Source organism: Polynucleobacter ibericus (genome assembly GCF_018687955.1).
GTDB lineage: Bacteria > Pseudomonadota > Gammaproteobacteria > Burkholderiales > Burkholderiaceae > Polynucleobacter > Polynucleobacter ibericus.
Window position 1 is genome coordinate 122,269 of sequence record NZ_CP061309.1, and the last position, 21,894, is coordinate 144,162.

The following is a 21,894-nucleotide window of genomic DNA, read 5'->3' on the forward strand; positions in this document are numbered from 1 at the left end:
AGAGAAATTAGGAACTAGCATGAAACGAATTCTGCAAACTTTGATGGGCGTCTGCCAAGCTACTGTTTTGGTTGCTGCCCTAGGCTTTGGTGTAAGCGCCAATGCAAATGAAGGCGGCTTTCCTTTGGACAAGGCGCCGGATCGTGTAAGCAACAACGCATCACTGCAAAATGGTGCAAAGATTTTTGTGAACTATTGCTTAAACTGCCACTCAGCAACCAGCATGCGTTACAACCGCTTGCGTGATATTGGTTTGACCGATCAACAGATCAAAGACAACCTCATTTTGACTGATGCCAAAGTGGGCGATTTGATGACGATCTCTATGACTCCAAAAGAAGGCAAGGCCTGGTTTGGTAAGACTCCACCTGACCTCTCTGTTGAGGCGCGTGCTCGCGGAACGGATTGGCTGTACACCTACTTCCGTACTTTCTACAAAGATGACACCACTCAGACTGGTTGGAATAACTTGGTTTATCCAAACGTTGGTATGCCGCATGTGCTTTGGCAGTTGCAGGGCGAGCGCGCAGCTAAGTTTGAGGAGCGTAAAGATCCTCATGACGACAGCAGAATGGAGAAGGTATTTGTAGGCTTTGAGCAATTAACTCCAGGCATCATGAAGTCACAAGAGTACGACGACAATATTGCCGACTTAGTTTCATTCATGTCATGGATGGCTGAGCCGGTTCAGTTAGAGCGTAAGCGTCTGGGTGTAGTGGTGCTCTTATTCTTAGCACTCTTTACTCTCTTGGCTTGGCGCTTGAACAAGGCTTACTGGAAAGATATTCACTAATTGAATTCAATGGGTCCTGACGCTAGGGCCCATTAGTGAAAGATTTAACGCTGTTGTGCGTTTGTTGTATTGAAGTAGAAATTTAAGGAAATAAATTTATGATGGTGTTGTACTCGGGTACTAACTGCCCATTCTCGCAACGCTGCCGTTTGGTGCTTTTTGAAAAAGGCATGGATTTTGAAATCCGCGATGTTGACTTGTTCAACAAGCCAGAAGACATCTCCGTAATGAATCCATATGGTCAAGTGCCTATCTTGGTTGAGCGCGATTTAATTTTGTATGAATCTAACATCATCAATGAGTATATTGATGAGCGTTTTCCTCATCCACAATTGATGCCGCCTGATCCAGTAGCACGCGCTCGCGCACGTCTCTTCCTCTTTAATTTTGAGAAAGAGCTATTTGTGCACGTAGCTGCTTTGGAAAATGAAAAAGGTAAGGCTGCTGAAAAAACTCATGAAAAAGCGCGTTTAGCTATTCGTGATCGATTGACTCAGTTGGCACCTATTTTTGTTAAAAACAAGTACATGCTAGGCGATGAGTTTTCAATGCTGGACGTAGCTATTGCGCCGTTGTTGTGGCGTCTTGAGCACTACGGTATCGATCTTTCCCGCAATGCTGCTGCCTTACTTAAATACGCCGAGCGTATTTTTAGTAGACCTGCGTATATCGAAGCACTGACTCCCTCTGAGAAGGTAATGCGCCGCTAAGTATTTCTAGCGGTTCATTATGAGTCGGCATGTCTGACGTTCCAAGTAATAAGCCCTATCTAATCCGTGCTCTACATCAGTGGTGCACGGATTTTGGTTTTACACCCTTCATCGCTGTTTTTGTGGATGCTAGGGTAGAGGTGCCCATGGAGTTTGTTAAGAATGATGAAATCGTCCTTAACCTCTCCTTGGAGGCATGTCACCAGCTCCAGATAGAAAATGACTGGATTAGCTTTCAGGCTAGATTTGGCGGGGTTCCTCGGAAAATTATGGTCCCAGTGACTCACGTTCTAGCCATCTACGCTAGGGAAAATGGCCAGGGCATGTCCTTTCCCTTTGACCCAGCCCAAGCACGAGATTTGCACATTGCTGATGCTGCGGATGAAGTCCCAGAAAAGCCCAAATCCACAAGACCAGCCTTGAGGATTGTGAAATAGGCTAAAATATATTCCGTTGCCCCTTTAGCTCATCTGGTAGAGCAACTGATTTGTAATCAGTAGGTGGTCTGTTCGAGTCGGACAAGGGGCACCAAAAATACAAAGCTCACTGCCAAAACAGTGAGCTTTTTTATTAACCTTTAGAGATGCAAATTCGCTTTTCCTCAGGTGTTGTCTAAAGTAGTATAAAAATATGCCAACTTTTAATGTATGCAAAATTGCGATAAACGATTTTCATCATTTATTTGATGATGTGGCCTTATCTGTTGCCGCTTCGTTGAGAGATCTGGGATATGAGTGCAGTATGACTGTCAACGACATGCGACCAGATGCAATCAATATCTTGATTGGCTCCATTATGTTTAACGACATGCTCATTTCCAGCCAGCTAACGCAGCCCTATATCGTTTATCAAATGGAAATTTTGGATGATCATCAAGGACATCTAAAAAATTACCCAAAGTATTTAGACTTTTTATCTAGAGCATTATCTGTTTGGGATTATTCACCTAAGAATTTTAAATACCTCAAATCAAAAGGGCTTAAAAATTTAGCCTATGTTCCTCCTGGCTATCACGCTGTTTGTGAAAAGTTTTCCTGGCGGGAGTCACCGCATGAGTTTGATTTTCTATTTATTGGGTCATTGAGTCAACGGCGATCTGAGTTTCTCACATCCCTTATCAATAAAGGGTATCGAGTGGGGGCGATCACTGAAAATAACGATGCATTTGGTGAAATGCGAGATCAAGTGATTGCAAATTCAAAAATCATTGTTAATGTACATTGCTTTGATGATCTTGATATTCTTGAAACCGTGAGGCTTTCCTACCTTCTGACCAATCATGCAGTGGTGATTTCAGAAGCCTCAGATCATGACCCATATCAGGGGGCTGTTGGATACGCACCGTATGCTGAGTTGGTTGATTATTGTGGCAAGGTTTTGGAGGAAGGTGAAAACTTGAGGCAGCGCTCAAGCAATGGCTATGCTGCAATGAGAGCGATAGATATGACTTCATCCATAAGGGCCGCTTTATTGCAGATTGGTATTGTTTAGCTAATCTACTTTATAAGTGATGTGCCGCTAGTTTCTGGCAGATATTTAATGGCTATTAATGCGCTAATGGCTAAAAAGATGCTTGGATACCAGAGTCCAGCAATGCTATTCCCCCAATATTGATTTATCCAGGTAACAATAAAAGGGAGAAGTCCACCAATCCAGCCAGCTGCTAAATTATGAGGTAGTGTGGCTGCACTGTTCCTAGATTTGGCCGGAAATAATTCTGCAATTAGTGCTGTTTGTGGCCCTACGACTAAAGCCAGTATGCCAGATAGCCCAATTAAGATGATTGCAATCACCATTACTGATGAAGGATGATTTGCTCTGGCGCCGATGGCGGCTATCTCAAGCAAATAAAACGCCGGCAATATTAATAAAGCCCCCAGTATTAAGCCGCTAAGAACAATTTTTCTTCTCCCAAACTTATCAGAGAGCCAGCCGGAAAAAATAGTCATGGGCAAGAGACTGAGTGTGGCGTAGATATTTAATTGATCAACCAGTTTTGCGGGAACCTGCACTGTAGCTTTTAAGAAGATGGATGTGTAAACCTGTACACAGAAAAATAAAATTGCCCCACTTGAAGAAACGCAAAGAAAAAGTAAGAACATTCTTTTTCTAATTTCGGGGTCCTTAAAATTATTAATCAATTGGGATTCTGTCTCTTGCCCTTTTTTTATTAACTCTAAAAAAACAGGCGTCTCCTCTAAAGCCATACGCGCCTTAAAGGCGATCAATAACAATATGAGGGAGACCCAGAACGGTACTCGCCAACCCCAGGCTAGAAATTCTTCGGGTGACAGATGGCCTCGGAGTAAAGCAATTTGTAGGGTAGAAAACAAAATACCAAGCGGACCCATCAGCTGTAGAAAGCTAGTCTTAAATCCCCTGTAATCGCTTCCAGCATGCTCTGTAAGGTAAACGGCGCTGCCGCCAATTTCACCGCCAGCAGAAAGTCCCTGAAGGAGTCGTAGGCTTACAAGCAGGATTGGCGCCCAAATCCCTGCCTGAGCATAAGTTGGCAAAAAGCCCACGCAAACAGTTGCAACCCCCATCAGCGCAATGGTGATCATGAAGACAGGTTTACGACCGATGCGATCACCCATAGAGCCAAAGAGAGCGGCTCCAATGGGTCTGACTACCATTCCAACGCCGAAAGTCGCTAGGCTCGCCAAAAGGGCTGTATTAGGGTCTGAGGAGGGAAAGAAGAGTGGGGCAAAAACTACCGCCAACGTGGCAAATGTTAGGAAGTCATACCACTCTAAAAACGTGCCAAAGCAGGCTGCAATAGCTACTTTTCGATAGGAGTGTGAATTCTGTTTTTGCATTAAGTTATTGATTATATTGAACTAATTTAATTTATGAAATATATTTGTTGCATAGCAGCAAAAAAATCTTGATTTGTCATATTCCTTCAGTTACAGTTTGATGGTGCAGTGCAATATTTAAGGTATCTACAGTTTTCCATCTCTTAAATCGTGCGCTTAATTGACTAGTTGTACCACTTAATTTCTGGAGAAATACATGAACCAAGATCAAATCACCGCTAAATTGTCCCAAATTAACAGCAAAGGCCTCGAGGCTACATTTTCTTTAAGCGAAGCTGCTTTGGAAAATGCTCAAAAATTGGCTGAGCTGAACTACGCTGCCTCTAAGGACGTATTGGTAAATGCTCAAGACGGTATTCAACAAGTTTTGACAGCTAAGGATCCAAAGCAAGTTACCGAACTCCTCAATGCTGAAACATTGCAATCTGCTGGCAACCAAGCAGTTGCTTACCAAAAGAAAGTAAGCAAAGTATTGCGTGATGGCAATAAAGAATTTGTAAACGTAGTTGATGCAAGTATCGACCAGTTGCAAGATGGTTTCCAAGATTGGATTAACACTGTTGCTGCTAATGCGCCTGCAGGTTCTGATGCTTTCTTATCTTCATTCAAGACTGTATACGGTAGCGCATTGCAAGGTTTTGAACAGTTCCGTGCTGCTAGCAAAGAAGCTTTTGCTACTGCAGAAAAAACTGCTGATCAAGCAATCGAAACTGTGCAAGGTCAAATCGCTCAAGTTAAGAAAGTTGCTACACCTGCATCACGTAGCCGTAAATCAGCTTAATTGATTTCTGACTAAGAACTAGAGCTATTAGTAAGTATTAAAAAACCCCGTTCAGTAAAAACTGAGCGGGGTTTTGTTCATTTAAATATTTAGAATCTTTGCTAATACTTCTAAATAAAATTACTCAAAGTCAGATGAGGACTCAATGAGCGGTGGAGCCAGGTTCTTGGTGGGTTTCACGCCAAGCTCTCGTACTTTTTCTGCAGAGCGTATGAGATTGCCTTTACCAGTTTTGAGTTTATTGAATGCATCGTGATAGCTTGTTTGAGCTTGATCTAAGCGTTGCCCCAATTTCTCTAAGTCATCCACGAATCCAACAAACTTATCATAGAGATTGCCACATTGTTTTGCGATCTCAAGCGCATTGCGGTTCTGATGATCCTGTCTCCACAAGTGGGCCACTGTTCTCAAGGTTGCCATTAAGGTGCTTGGGCAAACCAGCACAATATTTTTTGCAAGAGCTTCTTGATATAGATTTGGCGCAGTTTTTAATGCCAGTAAGAATGCTGGCTCGATTGGCACGAACATGAGTACAAAATCAACTGAGCCCACGCCATAAAGAGAACTGTAGTTTTTACCAGAGAGGCCTTGAATATGTTGGCGAAGCGATTGAATGTGTGCAGCCAATTCTTGCTCCGCAATCGCTGGATCGGTAGTTTCAGCATGCCGGGCATATGCAGTTATGGATACTTTGCTATCCACCACCAGGCTTCTGCCTTCCGGCAGTTTGATGACAACGTCTGGTTGCAGACGTGAACCATCGGTTTGTGTATGACTATCTTGCACAAGATACTCTTCGCCTTTGCGCAGGCCAGAAGACTCCAAAATCGACTCTAGGACCAACTCACCCCAATTGCCTTGTACCTTGGAGTCACCCTTGAGGGCTTGGGTAAGAGAGCGAGTCTCATCGGACATGCGCAGGTTGAGATTAGCTAGACGCTCAATTTCGCTTTTGAGGGCATGACGTTCCCGCGCTTCATTACCGTAGGAAGTGCTTACCTGTTCTTTAAATTCTGTAAGCTTAGTTTGCAGCGGCTTTAAGAGAGCATCCAGACTAGCTGCATTTTGTTCGGTAAAGCGCTTGGACTTATCTTCCAGAATCTCGTTGGCTAAATTTTTGAACTGATTTGTTAAGGCCTCTTTAGCTTCATTGAGTGACTCAATTCTGCCTAGACCTTGTTTACGTTCCGAATCTAACTCTGCTTCAAGGCGGATAGCATTTTGCAAAGCTTGGTCGCGCTCGTTACGTAAGTTGAGCCCTAGAGCAAGCTCTGTTTGGGCCTGCAGTTCAACACGCGCAAGGGTAGAGCGTAAGTTGAACGCATAAACTAAAAGGCCTGCACAAACTCCAAATGGCAGGCCAAACAGTAAAAGAGAGCCTAAATCAAAAGTCACGGCGTCAAAAATCAGAGCAAGACAATGAATTAAGCAGTAACGAGTTTTTGAAGTTCACCAGACTGAAACATTTCAGTCATGATGTCAGAGCCACCAATAAATTCACCATTGATATAGAGCTGAGGAATGGTTGGCCAATTTGCAAACTCCTTAATGCCCTGACGAATGCCTGCATCTTCTAAAACGTTCACAGTGTGAAGATTCTCAACTCCACTCGCGCGCAAGATGTTGATGGCATTTCCAGAGAAGCCACATTGTGGAAACTGTGCAGTTCCCTTCATAAACAATACAACAGGATGACTAGTGACGATTTCTTTAATTTGAGCTTGCGTGTCCATATATTCTTTCTACTAAGTTTTTGCTACAGCGATCTTATTACTAAGACGGTTTGAAATAGGGTTTGACTGATTTTAAGACTTAATGTGAAAAAGGGGTATTTCGCTCTATTTTCTGCCAGAGGCGACACGGTAATGGCCGCCCAAATCTAAATGAGTTTGAATATCGCGAAGACCCGCTAACTTCATCAGCGCTACAACCGCTTCAGATTGGTCAAAACCATGCTCAAGGGCAAGCAAGCCATTTGGATTGAGGTGTAATTGAGCGCCTGTAATGATCTTTTCTAGGCAGGTGAGCCCGCTGCCGTGATCCGTAAGGGCTGAAACCGGCTCAAAACGAAGGTCACCCTGATTTAAGTGCACATCTTGGGCGGCAATATAGGGTGGATTGCTGAGGATGATGTCAAAAGACATATCCCCATCCAATGCCTCGTACCAGCTACCCAGTAAAAACTGCACACGAGAAGTAACATTCAATTGCTCTGCATTTATTTTGGCAATTTCTAGCGCCGCTAGAGATTGATCGGTGGCAGTTACTTTTGCATTTGGAGCTTCGTGAGCAATTGCTAAAGCAATAGCGCCAGAGCCAGTTCCTAAATCCAAAATACTGACGTGAGTATCTAAACATTCAATTTCACGTAAACCAATCTCTACAAGCAGCTCTGTTTCTGGGCGTGGTATCAAAACTCCAGGAGCTACATAAAGTTCAATATTGTGAAATCCTCTTTTACCAACTAGGTAAGCAATCGGTTCACCATTGAGTCTTCGGGTTTCCAGCGCCTTCCAATCGGCCATTGCTTCGGCTTGAAGGAGCATGTCATCTCTAGATAACAGAGCAGAACGAGGTAATTGGTAATACTTTTCCAGAACATGAGCCATGAGAATTTTTGCCTCAGTCGGACTCAGTGCTGAGTCTCGTAATAGAGAGCGCAGGCTTAAATCTTCACTCACAGTTTTGCTTATCGCTAAGTAATGACTTAGTTATCACCAAGAGCCGCAAGTAATTCTGCCTGGTGCTCAGATGCAAGTGCATTGCAAAGATCATCGATATCACCATCCATCATCGCATCAATTTTATAGAGCGTGAGGTTGATGCGGTGGTCGGTGATGCGACCTTGGGGAAAGTTATAAGTGCGAATGCGATCACTGCGATCACCTGAGCCGATCAGAGATTTGCGAGTCTGTGCTTCAAGTTGATGCTTCTCGCGTTCGCGCGCGTCCATGATGCGAGAAACTAATACCTTCATTGCCTGCTCGCGATTACGGTGTTGGCTACGATCATCTTGACACTCCACCACTGTACCAGTAGGTAAGTGAGTGATGCGGACGGCAGAATCCGTTTTATTGATATGTTGACCGCCAGCGCCTGAGGCACGGAAGGTGTCAATACGCAATTCTGCAGGATTAATTTTGACTGCTTCAAGTTCGTCTGCTTCTGGCATAACAGCCACCGTGCAGGCAGATGTATGAATGCGTCCCTGCGTCTCTGTTTGCGGTACACGTTGTACGCGATGACCACCAGATTCAAACTTCAGGCGAGAGTAAACAGATTGACCTACCAGTCGCAAGACCACTTCTTTGTAACCACCTAAATCGGATTCAGCAGAATTTACTATTTCCACTTTCCAGCCTTGACGTTCAGCAAAGCGGGTATACATTCTCAGGAGGTCGCCAGCAAAAAGAGCGCTCTCATCGCCGCCGGTACCTGCACGAATTTCTAAGAAGACATTGCGCTCATCATTTTCATCTTTAGGTAGCAAGAGCTTTTGCAATACGCCTGCTAGTTCTTCCATAGTAGCTAAAGCTTGCTTTTGCTCTTCATCAGCAAAGTCCTTCATCTCAGGATCTTTGCGCATTTCTTCTGCTGCTTGCGCATCTGCCTCAGCCTGCTTGTAAAGGCCAAACTGCTCTACAACAGTAGCAATATCAGAATGTTCGCGCGTGAGCTTCCGATAGGCATCCATATCTTTGGTTGCTTCTTCGGAAGTTAATAGGGAGTTAAGTTCGGCTAAGCGCGTGTCTAGGTGGTCTAGCTTAGCCCGCATGCTGGGCTTCATCTAATGCTCTTCTGGCTTGGAATGCGAGGCGAATAATTTAGGTAACAACTTAATCAAGGCGTCACGCTCAGCGCCATTAGAGTGTTGCAGTGCATGGAGTGAGCCATGTAAAAATTTATTAGTTAAACCTTGTGCCATCGCATTGAGAACTTCCTGAGGATCTTCGCCGCGCATTAAGCGTTTCATAGCGCGCTCGAGCTCAAGTTGACGCATGCGTTCACCTTGTTGCTGAATATCTTGAATGAGTGGAACCGCATTACGACCTTGCATCCAATGCATAAAGTTACCAACGCGGTCTTCAATAATGGCTTCTGCTTGACTTACCGCTGCTTGACGTAAGTTGGCACCAGTCTGAATCATTACTCCTAAATCATCCACCGTATAGAGATAGATGTCATCCAATCTGGAGATCTCTGGCTCAAAGTCTCGGGGTACCGCTAAGTCAATCATGACCATTGGCTTATGGCGACGTTGTTTTAGGGCGCTCTCGACCATGCCAAGGCCAATGATGGGCAGGGAGGAGGCGGTACTAGACACAATAATGTCGAACTCGTGCAAACGTCCTGGGAGCTCTGAAAGCTTGAAGGATTCAGCCTCTACATCTTGCGCAGAAATAGAGTCTGCTAACTCCTGACCACGCTCAATGGTGCGATTGGCAATGGCGACATTCTTTGGCTTACGTGCAACAAAATGGGTGGCACATAAAGTGATCATTTCACCGGCGCCAATAAACAAAATCTTTTGATCTGAAATTTTTTCAAAGATCCGTTCGGATAAGCGAACGGATGCTGCAGCCATCGAAATAGAATGAGCGCCAATTTCAGTAGAGCCACGCACTTCTTTCGCAACTGCGAAAGTTTTCTGAAAGAGCTGATTGAGATACGTTCCTAAAACCCCGGCATCATTTGCGGTGCGAACTGCATCTTTCATTTGACCCAAGATTTGGGTCTCACCAATCACCATGGAATCTAAACCACAAGCAACTCTGAAGGCATGCCGAACTGCATCTGATTGTGGCAAGGAATATATATGGGGCTCAAGACTGCTTGGAGCAAGCTGTTGAGTTTTAGCCAACCAATCAAAAGTAGCCTCATGCAAAAGACCTGCGGCACTCGCATCATTTGCTGCACAGTAGACTTCGGTACGGTTGCAAGTTGACAAAATCGTAGCCTCGGGCAGCCCAGCCTGATTCGCGCCAACTAAGTGCTGGCGTAAATCGTGTAACGCTTCTTGAAGAAATTCAGGGTCAAAGGCGACTTTTTCCCGAACGGCTAGCGGCGCTGTGTGATGATTGATGCCGAGTGTCAACAACTTCATAATGGCGATTATAGATTTGATGGCAGCATTAATGGGGGTATGAATGGGGTTTTTAGCTTTTCTGGTGATTGGGGGTATTTCTGGGGTGTCTGCCTGGATTTTTTACCCTGGAGCTTCCTATGGTCTTAGACCTGCAAAGATCCTCACTGCCTTCTTGCTCGGGTTTATTGCGGCTGCTGCCAGCTCGTATTTGGGGCAATACTCGGGTCTTTTCCAATCCGGGCAAATCCTGGAGTGGGCCAGTGCTATTTTTGCCTCTTGTGCAGTGGGTTGTGTTTTTACCGCTTTAGCTAAATAAATCAGTCCAGGTACCATCCACCCACTGAATGGGTGAAGCCTGATGATCAATCAGCCATTGATTGGCTTTAGTGAAGTGACCGCAGCTTACTTTGCCTCCCGGCTCCAAAAAAGGCCTACCTGTTTTGTAAACACCCAAACCAGAGGGGTGGGAAGATTGCAAAACCAATTGACCTAAACCACTTTCAATTAATGGCAATTTAGATTGGGCGTGACCACCCCAAAGCATCCAGACCAAATTTGGCTTTTGTTTTACCAAAGCGGTAATAAGCATATCAATCAGACTTTTCCATCCCAAATTGGTATGACTACCTGCCTCACCCAGTTTGACGCTTAAGGCGGTATTGAGAAGTAGCACGCCTTGTTTGGCCCAGTCATGAAGATCTCCATTGTGTAGAGCCCCAAATCCTTCTAGTGCAAGCGCTTTGCTGATATTTCGGAGTGAGCTTGGAAATGTGCGTGAGTTCACTGCAATCTCTGCGGGAATCGAAAAAGCCAATCCTTGTGCCAGTCCCGGTGAGTGATAAGGGTCTTGACCGAGGATGACCACTTTTACTGAGTTAACAGGGCAAAGCTTGAGGGCTTTAAAAAAGTTTCGAGGTTCAGGCCTTACAGTGTTCGGATCTAAATCCAAAACACTTTGTAAATTTTTCTCTAGTGATTGCCAATCTGTTGAGTTGAAATAATCTCCTAGTAATTCTTGCCAATCATTTGGGATATCGTCTTTTGAAAATAGCGCTTTCAATTTCGGTCAAGCATCTTTCTTGGGTATTAGTTCATACTGCGCCGGTACTGGACTAGATTGCAGTGAGACCATACGTTCATGCTCAAGATCATCGCGATAGAAGGTAATGCGAGTATGAGTATTTTCAGAAAGGCTGCCTAAGACCCGATCCCAGCGTGCGCTGGTGATGCGCTGCCCATCGAGACTAGCCAGTAAATCTCCAGCTGCAAGGCCTGCGGCTTGAGCAAGCCCACCGTCAAGAACGTGGGTAACTTTTAGCCAGCCGTTGGCATCGGTATGTCGCATGCCAAACTGCAACTTCCGCTTTTCTAAAGTGGATAGAGATTTAGGTTTTACAGAAACAAGAGTTGAGCCAAGCCATTTTTGCAGAGGAATATCTTCAACCCCAAAAATGTAGCGCGTCTTTATTTCATGCCAAGTTTTACTAAAACCTTCACCTAGCAATTCGAAAATTAAATCATCTAAACCGTCTTCTGCAATCCCATTGCTACCATGCTTATGCCAAAGAAGGCGCATCAGGTCGTCTAGAGATTGCTTGCCCTTAGAGAAAGTGCGAATTTGTAAATCGAGACCAAGCGCAAGTAAGGCGCCTTTGCCGTAGTAGCTCACGACTGCATTGGGAGTGTTCTCGTCAGCTTGGTAATATTTGGTCCAAGCATCAAAAGAGCTATCAGCTAAGCTTTGCTTCTGGCGTCCAGGGCTGCGCAAGATCCCATTCCAATTGTCTGCAACTAGCTTTAAATAGGTTTTGAGATCGATTCGTTTGCTACGTAATAGTTGAAGGTCATCGTAATAGCTGGTGAAGCCTTCAAACACCCATAAGAGGCGTGTGTGATTACGTTTGGCTAAATCATAAGGCTGGAAAGCTTTGGGCTGAATACGCTTCACCAGCCATGCATGAAAATACTCGTGACTACATAAACCTAGAAATTCTCTATAAGCAGTTTCTTCACAGAGAATGTTTTCTTGAGGAATTTGATCGCGTCGGCAGAGGAGTGCAGTGCTATTGCGATGCTCCAGACCGCCGTAGCCATTCAAAACGGCATTGACCAAGAACAGATATTCCCCAAATGGCGCGCGCTTAGTTTTAGGCTCAAAGAGATTGATGGTGCTGGTGCAGATAGCTTGCAGATCATCTACAAGACGCTTGGCATCAATAATGTGATTACATCCCTGAATTGCCATCCGGTGAGCAACACCATTGGACTTCCAGTGCACAATTTGGAAGTCACCCATAGCTACAGGATGATCTATCAGATCTCCATAGTTTTGCGCCAGATAAAAACCAAACCCTCTAACATCAGTTTTCACTTCTCTTAAAGTAGTTTGTACTGTCCAGTGATCGGCAAAGGCAAGCTCTGGCGCAGTGATGGCGAGTGAGCAAGGTAAGTCCTCTTGCCCCTTAACAGCCAGACACAAGCTAGTGGCATTAAAGAATGCTCTTTCAGTGTCTAAATAGGCTGCACGTACCGATGAGTCAAAAGCATAAACAGTACTGAGGATCTCTACAGGGCCATTAACAGGGGGTAAGCGCCAATGGTCGTTGTCGATACGTTCGAGCGCAATTTTTTTCCTAGTGCCTGCGCTTGAATAAGCCTCGATGGATTCAATTTGCTTACTGAAGTCACGAATTAAATAACTGCCCGGAATCCAGGCAGGCATTTGTAGTACTTGACCCTCGGGATCAGGGTTGGCTATAAACAGCTTTACACGAAAGTGATGACCATGAAGATCGGCAGGCCAGACCGTGTATTGAATTTCAGGTAAGTCAGCATGATTCATGATTATTTCAGTGAATTAAATTTCTTTTCGATATCGGTAATTTGTACGGCGCCAGGGAAGCGGCTGCCGTCAGTGAAGAAAAGGGTTGGAGTACCTGTAACTCCATAGGTCTTGGCAAAAGCCATATTTTTATCAAGGGGTGTACTGCATTCGCCCTTGCCGCTTGGAGTGATGCCACTAATCATCCAATCCATATAGGCCTTATTTTGATCCGCAGAGCACCAAATTTGTTTTGATTTCTGAGCGGAGTCAGCCGACAAAATTGGGATTAAGTACGTGTAGATCGTGACGTTATCAAGCTGCTGTAGCGATTTTTCTAGACGCTTACAGTAGCCACAGTTGGGGTCGGAGAAGACTGCTAATTGACGACTACCGTTACCGCGGACATTTTTGATGGCGTTAGCAGGTATCAAGTCGCTCCACTTGATCCTGTTTAAGTCTGCTTGCCTTTGCTCGGTAATATTTTTGCCCGTAGCAAGTTCAATAATTTCTCCCTGAATGAGATATTTCCCAGAAGCATCTGTATAAAAAACATCATTGCCAACCAGAACCTCATATAAGCCGGAAACAGGAGCTGGTGAAACACTCTTCACTTTGGCATTAGCGCCCAACTTTTTTTGGATTTCTGTTTTTATTTGCTGTTCAGGTTGGGCATGAAGCGGGCCAGAACAAATGAGAGCTACGCTAATTAATGCAATGGCTGATAAGAGTTTATTCAAAATCAATTTCTCCTAAGGCGCGTTCAATTAAGCGCTGTTTTATAAAGTGGCTTTTATTCACAAGACCTAGACCCCAATTGCGAAGTTGTCTTTCAGTACTGCTACTCGCAGAAAATAATTTCTTAAGTTTATCGGTTACCCATAAAAGTGCGCTCGTATCACCCTGGCGTTGTCGTTCGTAACGGCGAAGCAGCACTAGGTCGCTTGGCGAGCGGAAAGACTCACGCTTACCTAAAATATTGAGCAATACCGCAACATCTCGCAAGCCCAGATTAAGACCTTGGCCAGCTAATGGATGCATCACATGAGCTGCATCACCAATGAGCACAACCTTGGGAAGAGCTTCGGGCCCAATAAATCGTTTGGCTCGGATTTTTCTCAAAGGGAAGGCTGCAGGGCTTGAGTTGAGGGTTAGTTCGCCTAATTGCTTAAGAATTGCGCCATTGGCGATAGCTGCAAATTGATCCAACCATTGAGATTGATCTAGTTTTAATAACTCCTCAGCATGCTCTGGTGAGGTGGACCAAACCATGGAGACTTGCTTTCCGGGTAGGGGCAACATGGCAACGATATCGCCGCCTGGCAAGAACCACTGAAAGGCAGTTTCTAAATGTGGATGAGTGCAAAGCCAGTTAGCCACAACTGCACTTTGTGAATAACTTTCTTCACTGACGCTGATACCTAGTTCATTGCGAATCGGGGAATTAGCCCCATCAGCTGCAATTACTAGTTGCGCACGAATACTGCCACCATTTTTTAAATGTAGCGTACTGCCCTCGGCATCAACAATAATCCGTTCTACTGCATCGTTAATGCGCTCCAATTTATTTTGAAAGCGCGAGGCTTGATCAATCGTGTGCTCAATGAGATTCGATTCTCCAATCCAGGCAAGTTGCGGTGTGCCCGCTTCAAATGCAGAGAGATGAAGGAAATCATCTTTTTCGCCGCGATCACCATAGATCCGCATATCTCGAACTGGCTGCAAGCGACTGTGATCGAGCGCATCCCAAATTTGTAAGTGGGCTAGCAATTTTTGGGTACTCGGGGAAAAAGCATAAATTCTTTGACCCCATTGATGTCCCTGTGGGTTAGAAACGTTTTGCCCTAAATCAGGGGCAATCTCGACGGTATGAAGACCAAGCTGGGCGAGCCCTAGGGCACAGGCCTTACCGGCAATGCCTCCGCCAACCACCGCGACATCCACAGCGCGGTTTTGAGAGCTGGTGATCGAGGACTTTGAGAGGTGATTTTGGTGAACTTCTGACATAACTCGATGATATCGAAACCAGCCCCTTTACAATACGGATATGTCTTTGAAATGTGGCATCGTCGGCCTGCCTAACGTCGGCAAATCTACCCTCTTTAATGCGCTTACCAAGGCTGGGATCGCAGCGGAAAACTATCCTTTCTGCACGATTGAGCCAAATGTGGGCGTTGTAGAGGTTCCTGACCCCCGTCTAGCCGCTTTGGCTGAGATCGTGAAGCCTGAGCGCATCCTACCGGCAGCTGTCGAATTTGTCGATATTGCTGGTTTGGTAGCTGGCGCCTCAAAAGGCGAAGGTCTTGGCAATCAGTTTTTAGCGAATATTCGTGAAACTGACGCCATTACCCATGTCGTGCGGTGTTTTGAGGACCCCAACGTGATTCACGTTGCAGGAAAAATCGATCCAATCGCTGATATTGGTGTAATTGATACTGAATTAGCCTTGTCTGACTTAGCAACAGTTGAAAAAACTTTGAATCGCTCCAGTAAAGCTGCTAAGTCTGGGAACGACAAAGAGGCCGCTGCCTTGGTTGCTGTTCTGACTAAAGTTCAAGCCCATTTAGATTCTGCTTTGCCGGTTCGCAGTCTCAATTTGAGCGACGATGAAAAATTATTGATTAAACCTTTGTGTTTGATCACCGCTAAGCCTGCCATGTATGTTGCGAACGTTAAAGAAGATGGCTTCTCAAACAACCCGCATCTTGAAGCGGTAAAGCAGCATGCAGCAAAAGAGGGTGCTCCTGTTGTGGCAGTCTGCGCTGCTATTGAAGCGGAAATTGCCGACTTAGATGAAGCCGATAAGATTGAGTTCTTAGCCGACTTAGGTATGGAGGAGCCAGGCTTAGATCGCGTAATTCGTGCCGGCTATTCATTACTCGGCTTGCAAACGTATTTCACGGCAGGGGTTAAAGAGGTGCGCGCCTGGACTATCCACGTCGGTGATACAGCACCCCAAGCTGCCGGTGTTATTCATACCGACTTTGAGCGCGGCTTTATTCGTGCCCAAACTATTTCTTACGATGACTTCGTGCAGTTCAAAGGAGAGTCTGGTGCTAAAGAGGCAGGCAAGATGCGCGCCGAAGGCAAGGAGTATGTTGTTAAAGATGGAGATGTGCTGAACTTCTTATTCAACGTCTAAAAGCCGTATCTTTACCCAATAAAAAAGCCCTTTTCAGGGCTTTTTTGCTTAAATAGACGAATAGATTTGGTTTTTAAACCGCCTTAACTGCCTTTTCTAAGCATTTAGAAATTTCTTCATAGCGCTTGAGCGCCATCTTGGTAGGTAATACCTCTTTTTTGCGACCATCCTCATTGGCCGCCATTTTGATGTAACCCAAAGCGCTCAGATTTTTAAGGCGCCCATGTAATGTGGCTTGTGAGCCTAAATCTGCTAAAGCAATGAGGTCACCAACTAAAATTGCTTGCTTAGTTTGGGCGCATGAAACAATCTTATCCAGCAGACTCTCTTCAATGCAATCGAGCTTCTTTCCTGGGTTGATGCGATCAATTGCATCAATCAGGTTGAGAAACTTAATGTAAGAAGAGGTTTTTATAGTAGACATATTTCTTGGTAATAATTAGATATTAGCTTTAAAGCTAATATCAGTTTATTCCCTAATCCTAGTTTTAGCAATTGACCGACATCAATTAAAAGAATTAATCCATACTGAATGCAATGTCAAAATTTTTAAAGATTTCTGTAGAGTTGTTTATTGGGTGCGTAATTAGTGCGATGGCGTACACATTACTTTTTTATTTAAATGGATGGTTAACCGACAGCTTAGTTTTTGGCTTGGGCGTAAATTGGATTTATCTACCTGCCGGCCTACGCTTATTTTTGACCTTGATTTTTGGTTTGCCCGGTGCCGTTGGTATTGCAATAGCTTCATTTTTAATTAGTTATTACGGCGCTTTCCCACAAGAATTAACTCTCTGTATTGGCACTGGATTGATTTCAGGATTTGCACCTTACTTAGCCAGATATTTTGTATTTAGCAATCTTCGACTTGAGTCAGATCTCAGTAATTTGAACTTCCCAAAGTTGATTGCTTGTATTTTGATTTATTCCTTGCTCTCCGCAGGATTACATCAGTGGTGGTTTTCAACGATGGACCTAGACGATACAGGAAGCCTTAATCACTTCGCAGTCATGTTTATTGGCGATGTACTGGGTTCGCTACTGCTAATTTCTTTGATCAAATACTGTCTTGATCTATTGAGAAAAGCTAGGAGAACAGCTCACTAAGGGCTGCACCTGGATCTGAAGCGCGCATGAATGCTTCTCCAACCAGGAAGGCGTTAATCTGATTGTTGCGCATGAGCTCTACGTCAGCACGATTCAAGATGCCAGACTCTGTCACTAAGGTTTTATTGCTAGGAACCATCGACATTAAAGAGAGGGTGGTTTGTAGAGTCACATCAAAGGTTTTGAGATTACGGTTATTAATACCTAGTAATGGGGTCTTCAGTTCAAGTGCCTGCTCTAATTCTGGGGCATTGTGCACTTCAACTAAAACATCTAGCCCTAATTCATGAGCGCATGCTTCAAGCTCTTTCATTTGATTTAACTCTAGGCAGGCCACGATCAGCAAGATGGCATCGGCGCCAATGGCGCGAGCTTCATACACTTGATAAGGGTCTATTGTGAAGTCTTTGCGCAATACTGGTATGTTGCATGCAGCACGAGCTTGCTGTAGATACGCATTGCAACCCTGGAAATAGTCTTGATCAGTTAGGACTGATAAACAAGCGGCACCATGTTTTTCATAGGACTGAGCAATAGCAGCTGGCAAGAAGTTTTCGCGCAAGATTCCTTTGCTAGGGCTCGCTTTTTTAATCTCGGTAATCACTCCGGCTTTGCCGGAAGAGATCTTGTTTTCAATAGCTTTGATAAAGCCCCTTGGCTTTAGAGCAGCATCTTGATTGTTAGCTTCAGCCCGTTCACGTTGGTTGGCAAGCGAGAGTTGCTGCAGGCAACTGGCCACTTCAATTTTTTTAGTAGCAATAATTTTTTCGAGAATATCGCTCATGAATAACCAATTATTTAGATTGTGTTGCTGCAATAAAAGCGTCTAATTTTTGACGTGCCGCCCCAGAGGCGATAGCGGCTTTTGCTAGCGCAATACCACTAGCAATATCTTTAGCCACGCCAGCCACATAAAGTGTTGCTCCGGCATTGAGGCAAACGATATCACTCGCTGGCCCTGATTTGCCATCGAGCACATCTAAGACAATCTTTTTGGACTCTTCAGCGTTAGCAACTTTAAAACTATGGCTAGGAGCAGTACTCAATCCAAAATCTTGTGGCTGAATTTCATATTCACGTACCACACCATCTTTGAGTTCGCCAACCAATGTCGGACCCTCTAAAGAAATCTCATCTAGACCATCTCGCCCAAAAACTACCAGCGCATGTTCCATTCCGAGGGCTTGTAATACCCGCGCCTGAATACCTACAAGATCTGCATGAAATACGCCCATCAAAATACGTTTCGCATCGGCAGGATTGGTGAGGGGTCCCAGGATATTAAAGATCGTACGCACACCTAACTGCTTGCGGATAGGTACTACATTCTTCATGGCTGGATGATGGTTTGGGGCAAACATAAATCCTGCGCCTACCGTTGAAATGCATGCAGCAACTTGATCGGCAGATAAGGCTAGATTGACACCTAAAGCCTCTAAAACGTCAGCGCTGCCAGACTTACTGCTGACGCTGCGATTGCCGTGTTTAGCAATCTTTGCGCCTGCGCCGGCAGCTACAAACATGGCTGCGGTTGAGATATTAAATGTGTGCGCGCCATCACCACCAGTGCCCACTACATCGACTAAATGGCTGCGATCGTCTACTTTTACTGAAGTTGCAAATTCCCGCATTACTTGCGCTGCAGCAGCGATTTCACCAACTGTTTCTTTTTTGGTACGTAAAGCAACTAGCAATCCCGCAACTAGCTCTGGTGACATTTCACCGCTCATGATGAGCCGCATCATGGCAGTCATCTCATCATGGAATAACTCGCGATGTTCAATGCAGCGTTGTAAAGCTTCTTGCGGAGTAATTGGCATGGCGCTGTTAGTAGGCCCTTATTTATTTTGTAAAAAATTCTTGAGTAGGGCATGACCATGCTCAGAAAGGATAGACTCTGGATGGAATTGCACGCCCTCAACAGCAAGTTCCTTGTGGCGTACACCCATGATTTCGCCATCCGATGAAGTTGCCGTCACCTCTAACATTGCCGGTAAGGTGCTCTTCTCAATAGCAAGTGAGTGATAACGGGTTACTTTAAATGGATCCGGCAGGTTTTTAAAGACGCCAACACCAGTGTGATGAATGCTATCCGTTTTACCGTGCATGACCTTTTGAGCGCGAATGACTTTGCCGCCGAATGCTTCACCGATCGCTTGGTGTCCTAAGCAAACACCGAGGATCGGAATTTGACCGGCATAGCGTTTGATAGTTTCGACAGAGATACCTGCCTCTGAAGGACTGCAAGGCCCAGGAGAGATGCAAATACGTGCAGGATTTAACTTCGCAATATCTTCTACCGTGATTTCATCATTGCGAAAGACTTTTACCTCTTCACCTAGTTCTGCAAAATATTGAACAAGGTTGTAAGTAAACGAATCATAGTTATCAATCATTAGGAGCATCAAGTCCTCCTTGTACTAAATCTGCTGCAGTTAATACTGCGCGTGCCTTGACTTCTGTTTCTTTCCATTCAGCAGTTGGGTCAGAGTCAGCTACAACACCAGCGCCAGCTTGAGAGTGGAGCATGCCATCCCGAATCACACCAGTGCGGATCGCAATCGCGACATCCATATCACCTGAGAATGAAAGGTAGCCCACTGCACCACCATAAACACCGCGCTTCACAATTTCCATTTCATCAATGATTTCCATTGCCCGAATTTTGGGGGCGCCTGACAGGGTGCCTGCTGGAAAAGTAGCTCGCAACACATCCATATTGCTCATATTGTCTAAAAGATCCCCCTCTACCGAGCTCACAATATGCTGAACATGGGAGTACTTCTCGATAGACATAGAGTCAGTTACTTTGACTGAGCCAGTTTTAGCAATACGACCTACATCATTGCGGGCTAAATCAATCAACATCACGTGCTCGGCGATTTCCTTAGGGTCTGCCAAAAGCTCTTTTGCCAAGCGCTCATCTTCCTCTGGGTTGGCGCCACGCGGACGGGTACCGGCGAGCGGTCGTATTGTGACAATCTTCTCGGCAGCCCGTTTTTCTTGGCGCACTAAGATCTCCGGAGATGAGCCCACGATTTGCATATCGCCAAAGTCGTAGAAATACATATAAGGCGATGGATTGAGTGAGCGTAACGCTCTGTAGAGTGCTAAGGGAGAATCTGTAAATGGTTTGCTAATACGCTGACCAATCACAACCTGCATGCAATCGCCAGCCAAAATATATTCTTTGGTCTTGAGAACTGCGCTCTCAAAATCAGCTGCTTTGAACTTACGAATGAGATCGGTTTTGGTGCTTGGTAAGGATGCTGGCATGTTAGCTGGTTTACCAAGACAAGTCAGCAATTCTTTCAAACGATCTTGTGCTTTTTCAAAGCTATTAGCAATACTAGGGTCCGCGTAAACAATAAAATAAATTTTTCCAGCGACGTTATCAATGACCGCTAACTCTTCAGTCAACATGAGTTGAATATCAGGTACACCTAATTCATCGGGCAATTGATGTTTGGCCAAACGAGACTCGATATAACGAACGGTGTCGTAGCCAAAGTAACCAGCAAGACCGCCACAAAAGCGGGGCATATCAGCTTGTAAAGCCACTCTAAAGCGCTTGAAATAAGCATCAACAAAGTCGAGTGGATTATCGGTGTTGGACTCAACAACTTTTCCATTTGTTACGACTTCGTTAATTGGTGCGCTAGGTGTGCCAACCGTTCTGACGATAGTCTTGGCGGGCAGACCAATAAAGGAGAAGCGGCCGAAACGCTCGCCACCTAAAACAGACTCTAATAGGTAAGTATTAGTCTTACCAAATGCATGACTCAGTTTGACGTAAAGCGATAGAGGAGTTTCTAGATCTGCCAACACCTCTTTGATCAGGGGAATGCGATTGAAACCCTGTTTAGCTAGGGCATTAAATTCTTCGAGCTGCATTACGCTTTTCCTGACTTTCCTAATTCAGTGCGCATTGCATTAATTACTTGTGCGTAATTTTCTTGTGCATAAATCGCTGAACCCGCAACAAAGGTATCCGCACCAGCTCGTGCTACTTCTGCAATGTTGTCGACCTTAATTCCACCATCTACTTCAAGACGAATATGTCGACCAGTTTCAGCTTGATAGCGGTCGAGACGGGTACGAACTTGTGCGATCTTTTGTAAAGTACTTGGGATGAAGGATTGACCACCAAAACCCGGGTTCACTGACATGAGTAAAACAAGATCAAGTAATTCCAAGGTGTGATCAAGATGATCAAGCGGTGTAGCCGGATTGAATACGAGACCAGCTTGGCATCCTTGATCGCGAATTAAGTTCAATGTGCGGTTGACGTGGGGACTGGCTTCAGGATGAAAGCTAATTAAATTTGCGCCCGCTTTAGCAAAGTCGGGGACGATGCGATCTACAGGCTCGATCATCAGGTGAACATCGATCATTGCAGGCTTGCCATCTTTGTTTGCGTAAGGACGAATAGCCTCACAAACCAAGGGGCCAATGGTGAGATTGGGTACGTAGTGGTTATCCATCACATCAAAGTGAATCCAGTCAGCACCTGCCACTAAAACGTCCTGTACTTCCTTGCCTAGGCAGGCGAAGTCGGCCGACAAAATGGAGGGGGCAATAACAAATTGACTGTTTGAGGATGATTTTTGGCTTTCCATCCCTAGATTCTAGCTT

At 45.0% G+C, this 21,894-nt stretch carries 23 protein-coding genes and 1 tRNA gene; 8 read left to right on the forward strand and 16 right to left on the reverse strand.

Annotated elements, in window-relative coordinates; translation table 11 throughout:
- Positions 1-19 precede the first annotated feature (19 nt).
- The 5 genes from AOC20_RS00705 to AOC20_RS00725 all read left to right on the forward strand — a co-directional run bounded on the left by AOC20_RS00705 (position 20) and on the right by AOC20_RS00725 (position 2,994).
- A complete protein-coding gene (locus tag AOC20_RS00705; RefSeq protein WP_433915458.1) occupies positions 20-793 on the forward strand; it encodes a cytochrome c1 in 774 nt (257 codons plus the stop codon).
- A gap of 98 nt (positions 794-891) precedes the next feature.
- Complete coding sequence (locus tag AOC20_RS00710; RefSeq protein ID WP_028819209.1) at positions 892-1,503, forward strand: glutathione S-transferase N-terminal domain-containing protein; 612 nt, start codon at positions 892-894, stop codon at positions 1,501-1,503.
- Between the two features lie 29 nt (positions 1,504-1,532).
- Positions 1,533-1,940 carry a ClpXP protease specificity-enhancing factor gene (locus tag AOC20_RS00715; protein ID WP_215360663.1) on the forward strand — a complete coding sequence of 136 codons (408 nt, stop codon included), beginning with the start codon at positions 1,533-1,535 and terminating at the stop codon, positions 1,938-1,940.
- A gap of 18 nt (positions 1,941-1,958) precedes the next feature.
- A tRNA-Thr gene (locus AOC20_RS00720) sits at positions 1,959-2,034 on the forward strand.
- Between the two features lie 99 nt (positions 2,035-2,133).
- A complete protein-coding gene (locus AOC20_RS00725; protein WP_215360664.1) occupies positions 2,134-2,994 on the forward strand; it encodes a CgeB family protein in 861 nt (286 codons plus the stop codon).
- 5 nt (positions 2,995-2,999) lie between these two features.
- On the opposite strand, the gene AOC20_RS00730 is transcribed toward AOC20_RS00725, so the two are convergent.
- Positions 3,000-4,322: an MFS transporter gene (locus AOC20_RS00730; protein WP_215360665.1), complete on the reverse strand. Its 1,323-nt coding sequence runs from the start codon at positions 4,320-4,322 to the stop codon at positions 3,000-3,002.
- A gap of 196 nt (positions 4,323-4,518) precedes the next feature.
- Between AOC20_RS00730 and AOC20_RS00735 the strand changes: the two genes are divergently transcribed.
- The gene (locus tag AOC20_RS00735; RefSeq protein WP_215360666.1) at positions 4,519-5,103 is read left to right on the forward strand and encodes a phasin family protein; all 585 of its coding nucleotides are present in this window, start codon (positions 4,519-4,521) and stop codon (positions 5,101-5,103) included.
- Between the two features lie 120 nt (positions 5,104-5,223).
- On the opposite strand, the gene AOC20_RS00740 is transcribed toward AOC20_RS00735, so the two are convergent.
- The 9 genes from AOC20_RS00740 to AOC20_RS00780 all read right to left on the reverse strand — a co-directional run bounded on the left by AOC20_RS00740 (position 5,224) and on the right by AOC20_RS00780 (position 15,017).
- The gene (locus tag AOC20_RS00740) at positions 5,224-6,498 is read right to left on the reverse strand and encodes a DNA recombination protein RmuC (protein WP_215360667.1); all 1,275 of its coding nucleotides are present in this window, start codon (positions 6,496-6,498) and stop codon (positions 5,224-5,226) included.
- 29 nt (positions 6,499-6,527) lie between these two features.
- The gene (gene grxD, locus AOC20_RS00745) at positions 6,528-6,836 is read right to left on the reverse strand and encodes a Grx4 family monothiol glutaredoxin (protein ID WP_215360668.1); all 309 of its coding nucleotides are present in this window, start codon (positions 6,834-6,836) and stop codon (positions 6,528-6,530) included.
- Positions 6,837-6,941: 105 nt separating this feature from the next.
- The gene (prmC, locus tag AOC20_RS00750; RefSeq protein WP_215360669.1) at positions 6,942-7,784 is read right to left on the reverse strand and encodes a peptide chain release factor N(5)-glutamine methyltransferase; all 843 of its coding nucleotides are present in this window, start codon (positions 7,782-7,784) and stop codon (positions 6,942-6,944) included.
- Between the two features lie 26 nt (positions 7,785-7,810).
- Complete coding sequence (gene prfA / locus AOC20_RS00755) at positions 7,811-8,890, reverse strand: peptide chain release factor 1 (protein WP_215360670.1); 1,080 nt, start codon at positions 8,888-8,890, stop codon at positions 7,811-7,813.
- A complete protein-coding gene (gene hemA / locus AOC20_RS00760; protein WP_215360671.1) occupies positions 8,891-10,207 on the reverse strand; it encodes a glutamyl-tRNA reductase in 1,317 nt (438 codons plus the stop codon).
- A 286-nt stretch (positions 10,208-10,493) separates the two neighbouring features.
- Positions 10,494-11,249 carry a uracil-DNA glycosylase gene (locus AOC20_RS00765; protein WP_215360672.1) on the reverse strand — a complete coding sequence of 252 codons (756 nt, stop codon included), beginning with the start codon at positions 11,247-11,249 and terminating at the stop codon, positions 10,494-10,496.
- Between the two features lie 6 nt (positions 11,250-11,255).
- The gene (locus AOC20_RS00770) at positions 11,256-13,031 is read right to left on the reverse strand and encodes a M61 family metallopeptidase (protein WP_215360673.1); all 1,776 of its coding nucleotides are present in this window, start codon (positions 13,029-13,031) and stop codon (positions 11,256-11,258) included.
- Between the two features lie 2 nt (positions 13,032-13,033).
- A complete protein-coding gene (locus tag AOC20_RS00775) occupies positions 13,034-13,750 on the reverse strand; it encodes a DsbC family protein (RefSeq protein ID WP_215360674.1) in 717 nt (238 codons plus the stop codon).
- A complete protein-coding gene (locus AOC20_RS00780) occupies positions 13,743-15,017 on the reverse strand; it encodes a UbiH/UbiF family hydroxylase (protein ID WP_215360675.1) in 1,275 nt (424 codons plus the stop codon). The genes AOC20_RS00775 and AOC20_RS00780 overlap by 8 nt, the downstream gene beginning before the upstream one ends.
- Positions 15,018-15,057: 40 nt before the next feature.
- On the opposite strand from AOC20_RS00780, the gene ychF reads away from it, so the two are divergent.
- Positions 15,058-16,152: a redox-regulated ATPase YchF gene (gene ychF / locus AOC20_RS00785; protein WP_215360676.1), complete on the forward strand. Its 1,095-nt coding sequence runs from the start codon at positions 15,058-15,060 to the stop codon at positions 16,150-16,152.
- 73 nt (positions 16,153-16,225) lie between these two features.
- Here the strand turns inward: ychF and AOC20_RS00790 are convergent, their stop codons facing one another.
- The gene (locus AOC20_RS00790) at positions 16,226-16,576 is read right to left on the reverse strand and encodes a hypothetical protein (protein ID WP_215360677.1); all 351 of its coding nucleotides are present in this window, start codon (positions 16,574-16,576) and stop codon (positions 16,226-16,228) included.
- A gap of 113 nt (positions 16,577-16,689) precedes the next feature.
- Between AOC20_RS00790 and AOC20_RS00795 the strand changes: the two genes are divergently transcribed.
- Positions 16,690-17,259, forward strand: coding sequence for a hypothetical protein (locus AOC20_RS00795; RefSeq protein WP_251373113.1), 570 nt, complete (start codon positions 16,690-16,692; stop codon positions 17,257-17,259).
- Here the strand turns inward: AOC20_RS00795 and trpC are convergent.
- From trpC to rpe, 5 genes are read right to left on the reverse strand one after another with little or no spacing between them, the layout of a single operon-like run.
- Complete coding sequence (trpC, locus tag AOC20_RS00800) at positions 17,240-18,043, reverse strand: indole-3-glycerol phosphate synthase TrpC (protein ID WP_215360678.1); 804 nt, start codon at positions 18,041-18,043, stop codon at positions 17,240-17,242. The genes AOC20_RS00795 and trpC overlap by 20 nt on opposite strands.
- A 10-nt stretch (positions 18,044-18,053) precedes the next feature.
- Complete coding sequence (gene trpD / locus AOC20_RS00805; RefSeq protein WP_215360679.1) at positions 18,054-19,079, reverse strand: anthranilate phosphoribosyltransferase; 1,026 nt, start codon at positions 19,077-19,079, stop codon at positions 18,054-18,056.
- An 18-nt stretch (positions 19,080-19,097) separates the two neighbouring features.
- Entirely contained in the window at positions 19,098-19,664 is a 567-nt protein-coding gene (locus tag AOC20_RS00810; protein ID WP_215360680.1) for an anthranilate synthase component II, read from the reverse strand.
- A complete protein-coding gene (trpE, locus tag AOC20_RS00815) occupies positions 19,648-21,153 on the reverse strand; it encodes an anthranilate synthase component I (protein WP_215360681.1) in 1,506 nt (501 codons plus the stop codon). The genes AOC20_RS00810 and trpE overlap by 17 nt, the downstream gene beginning before the upstream one ends.
- Positions 21,153-21,878 (reverse strand): ribulose-phosphate 3-epimerase, encoded by a 726-nt coding sequence (rpe, locus tag AOC20_RS00820; RefSeq protein ID WP_215360682.1) that lies wholly within the window; start codon positions 21,876-21,878, stop codon positions 21,153-21,155. Before rpe ends, trpE begins: the two co-directional genes overlap by 1 nt.
- Between the last annotated feature and the right edge of the window lie 16 nt (positions 21,879-21,894).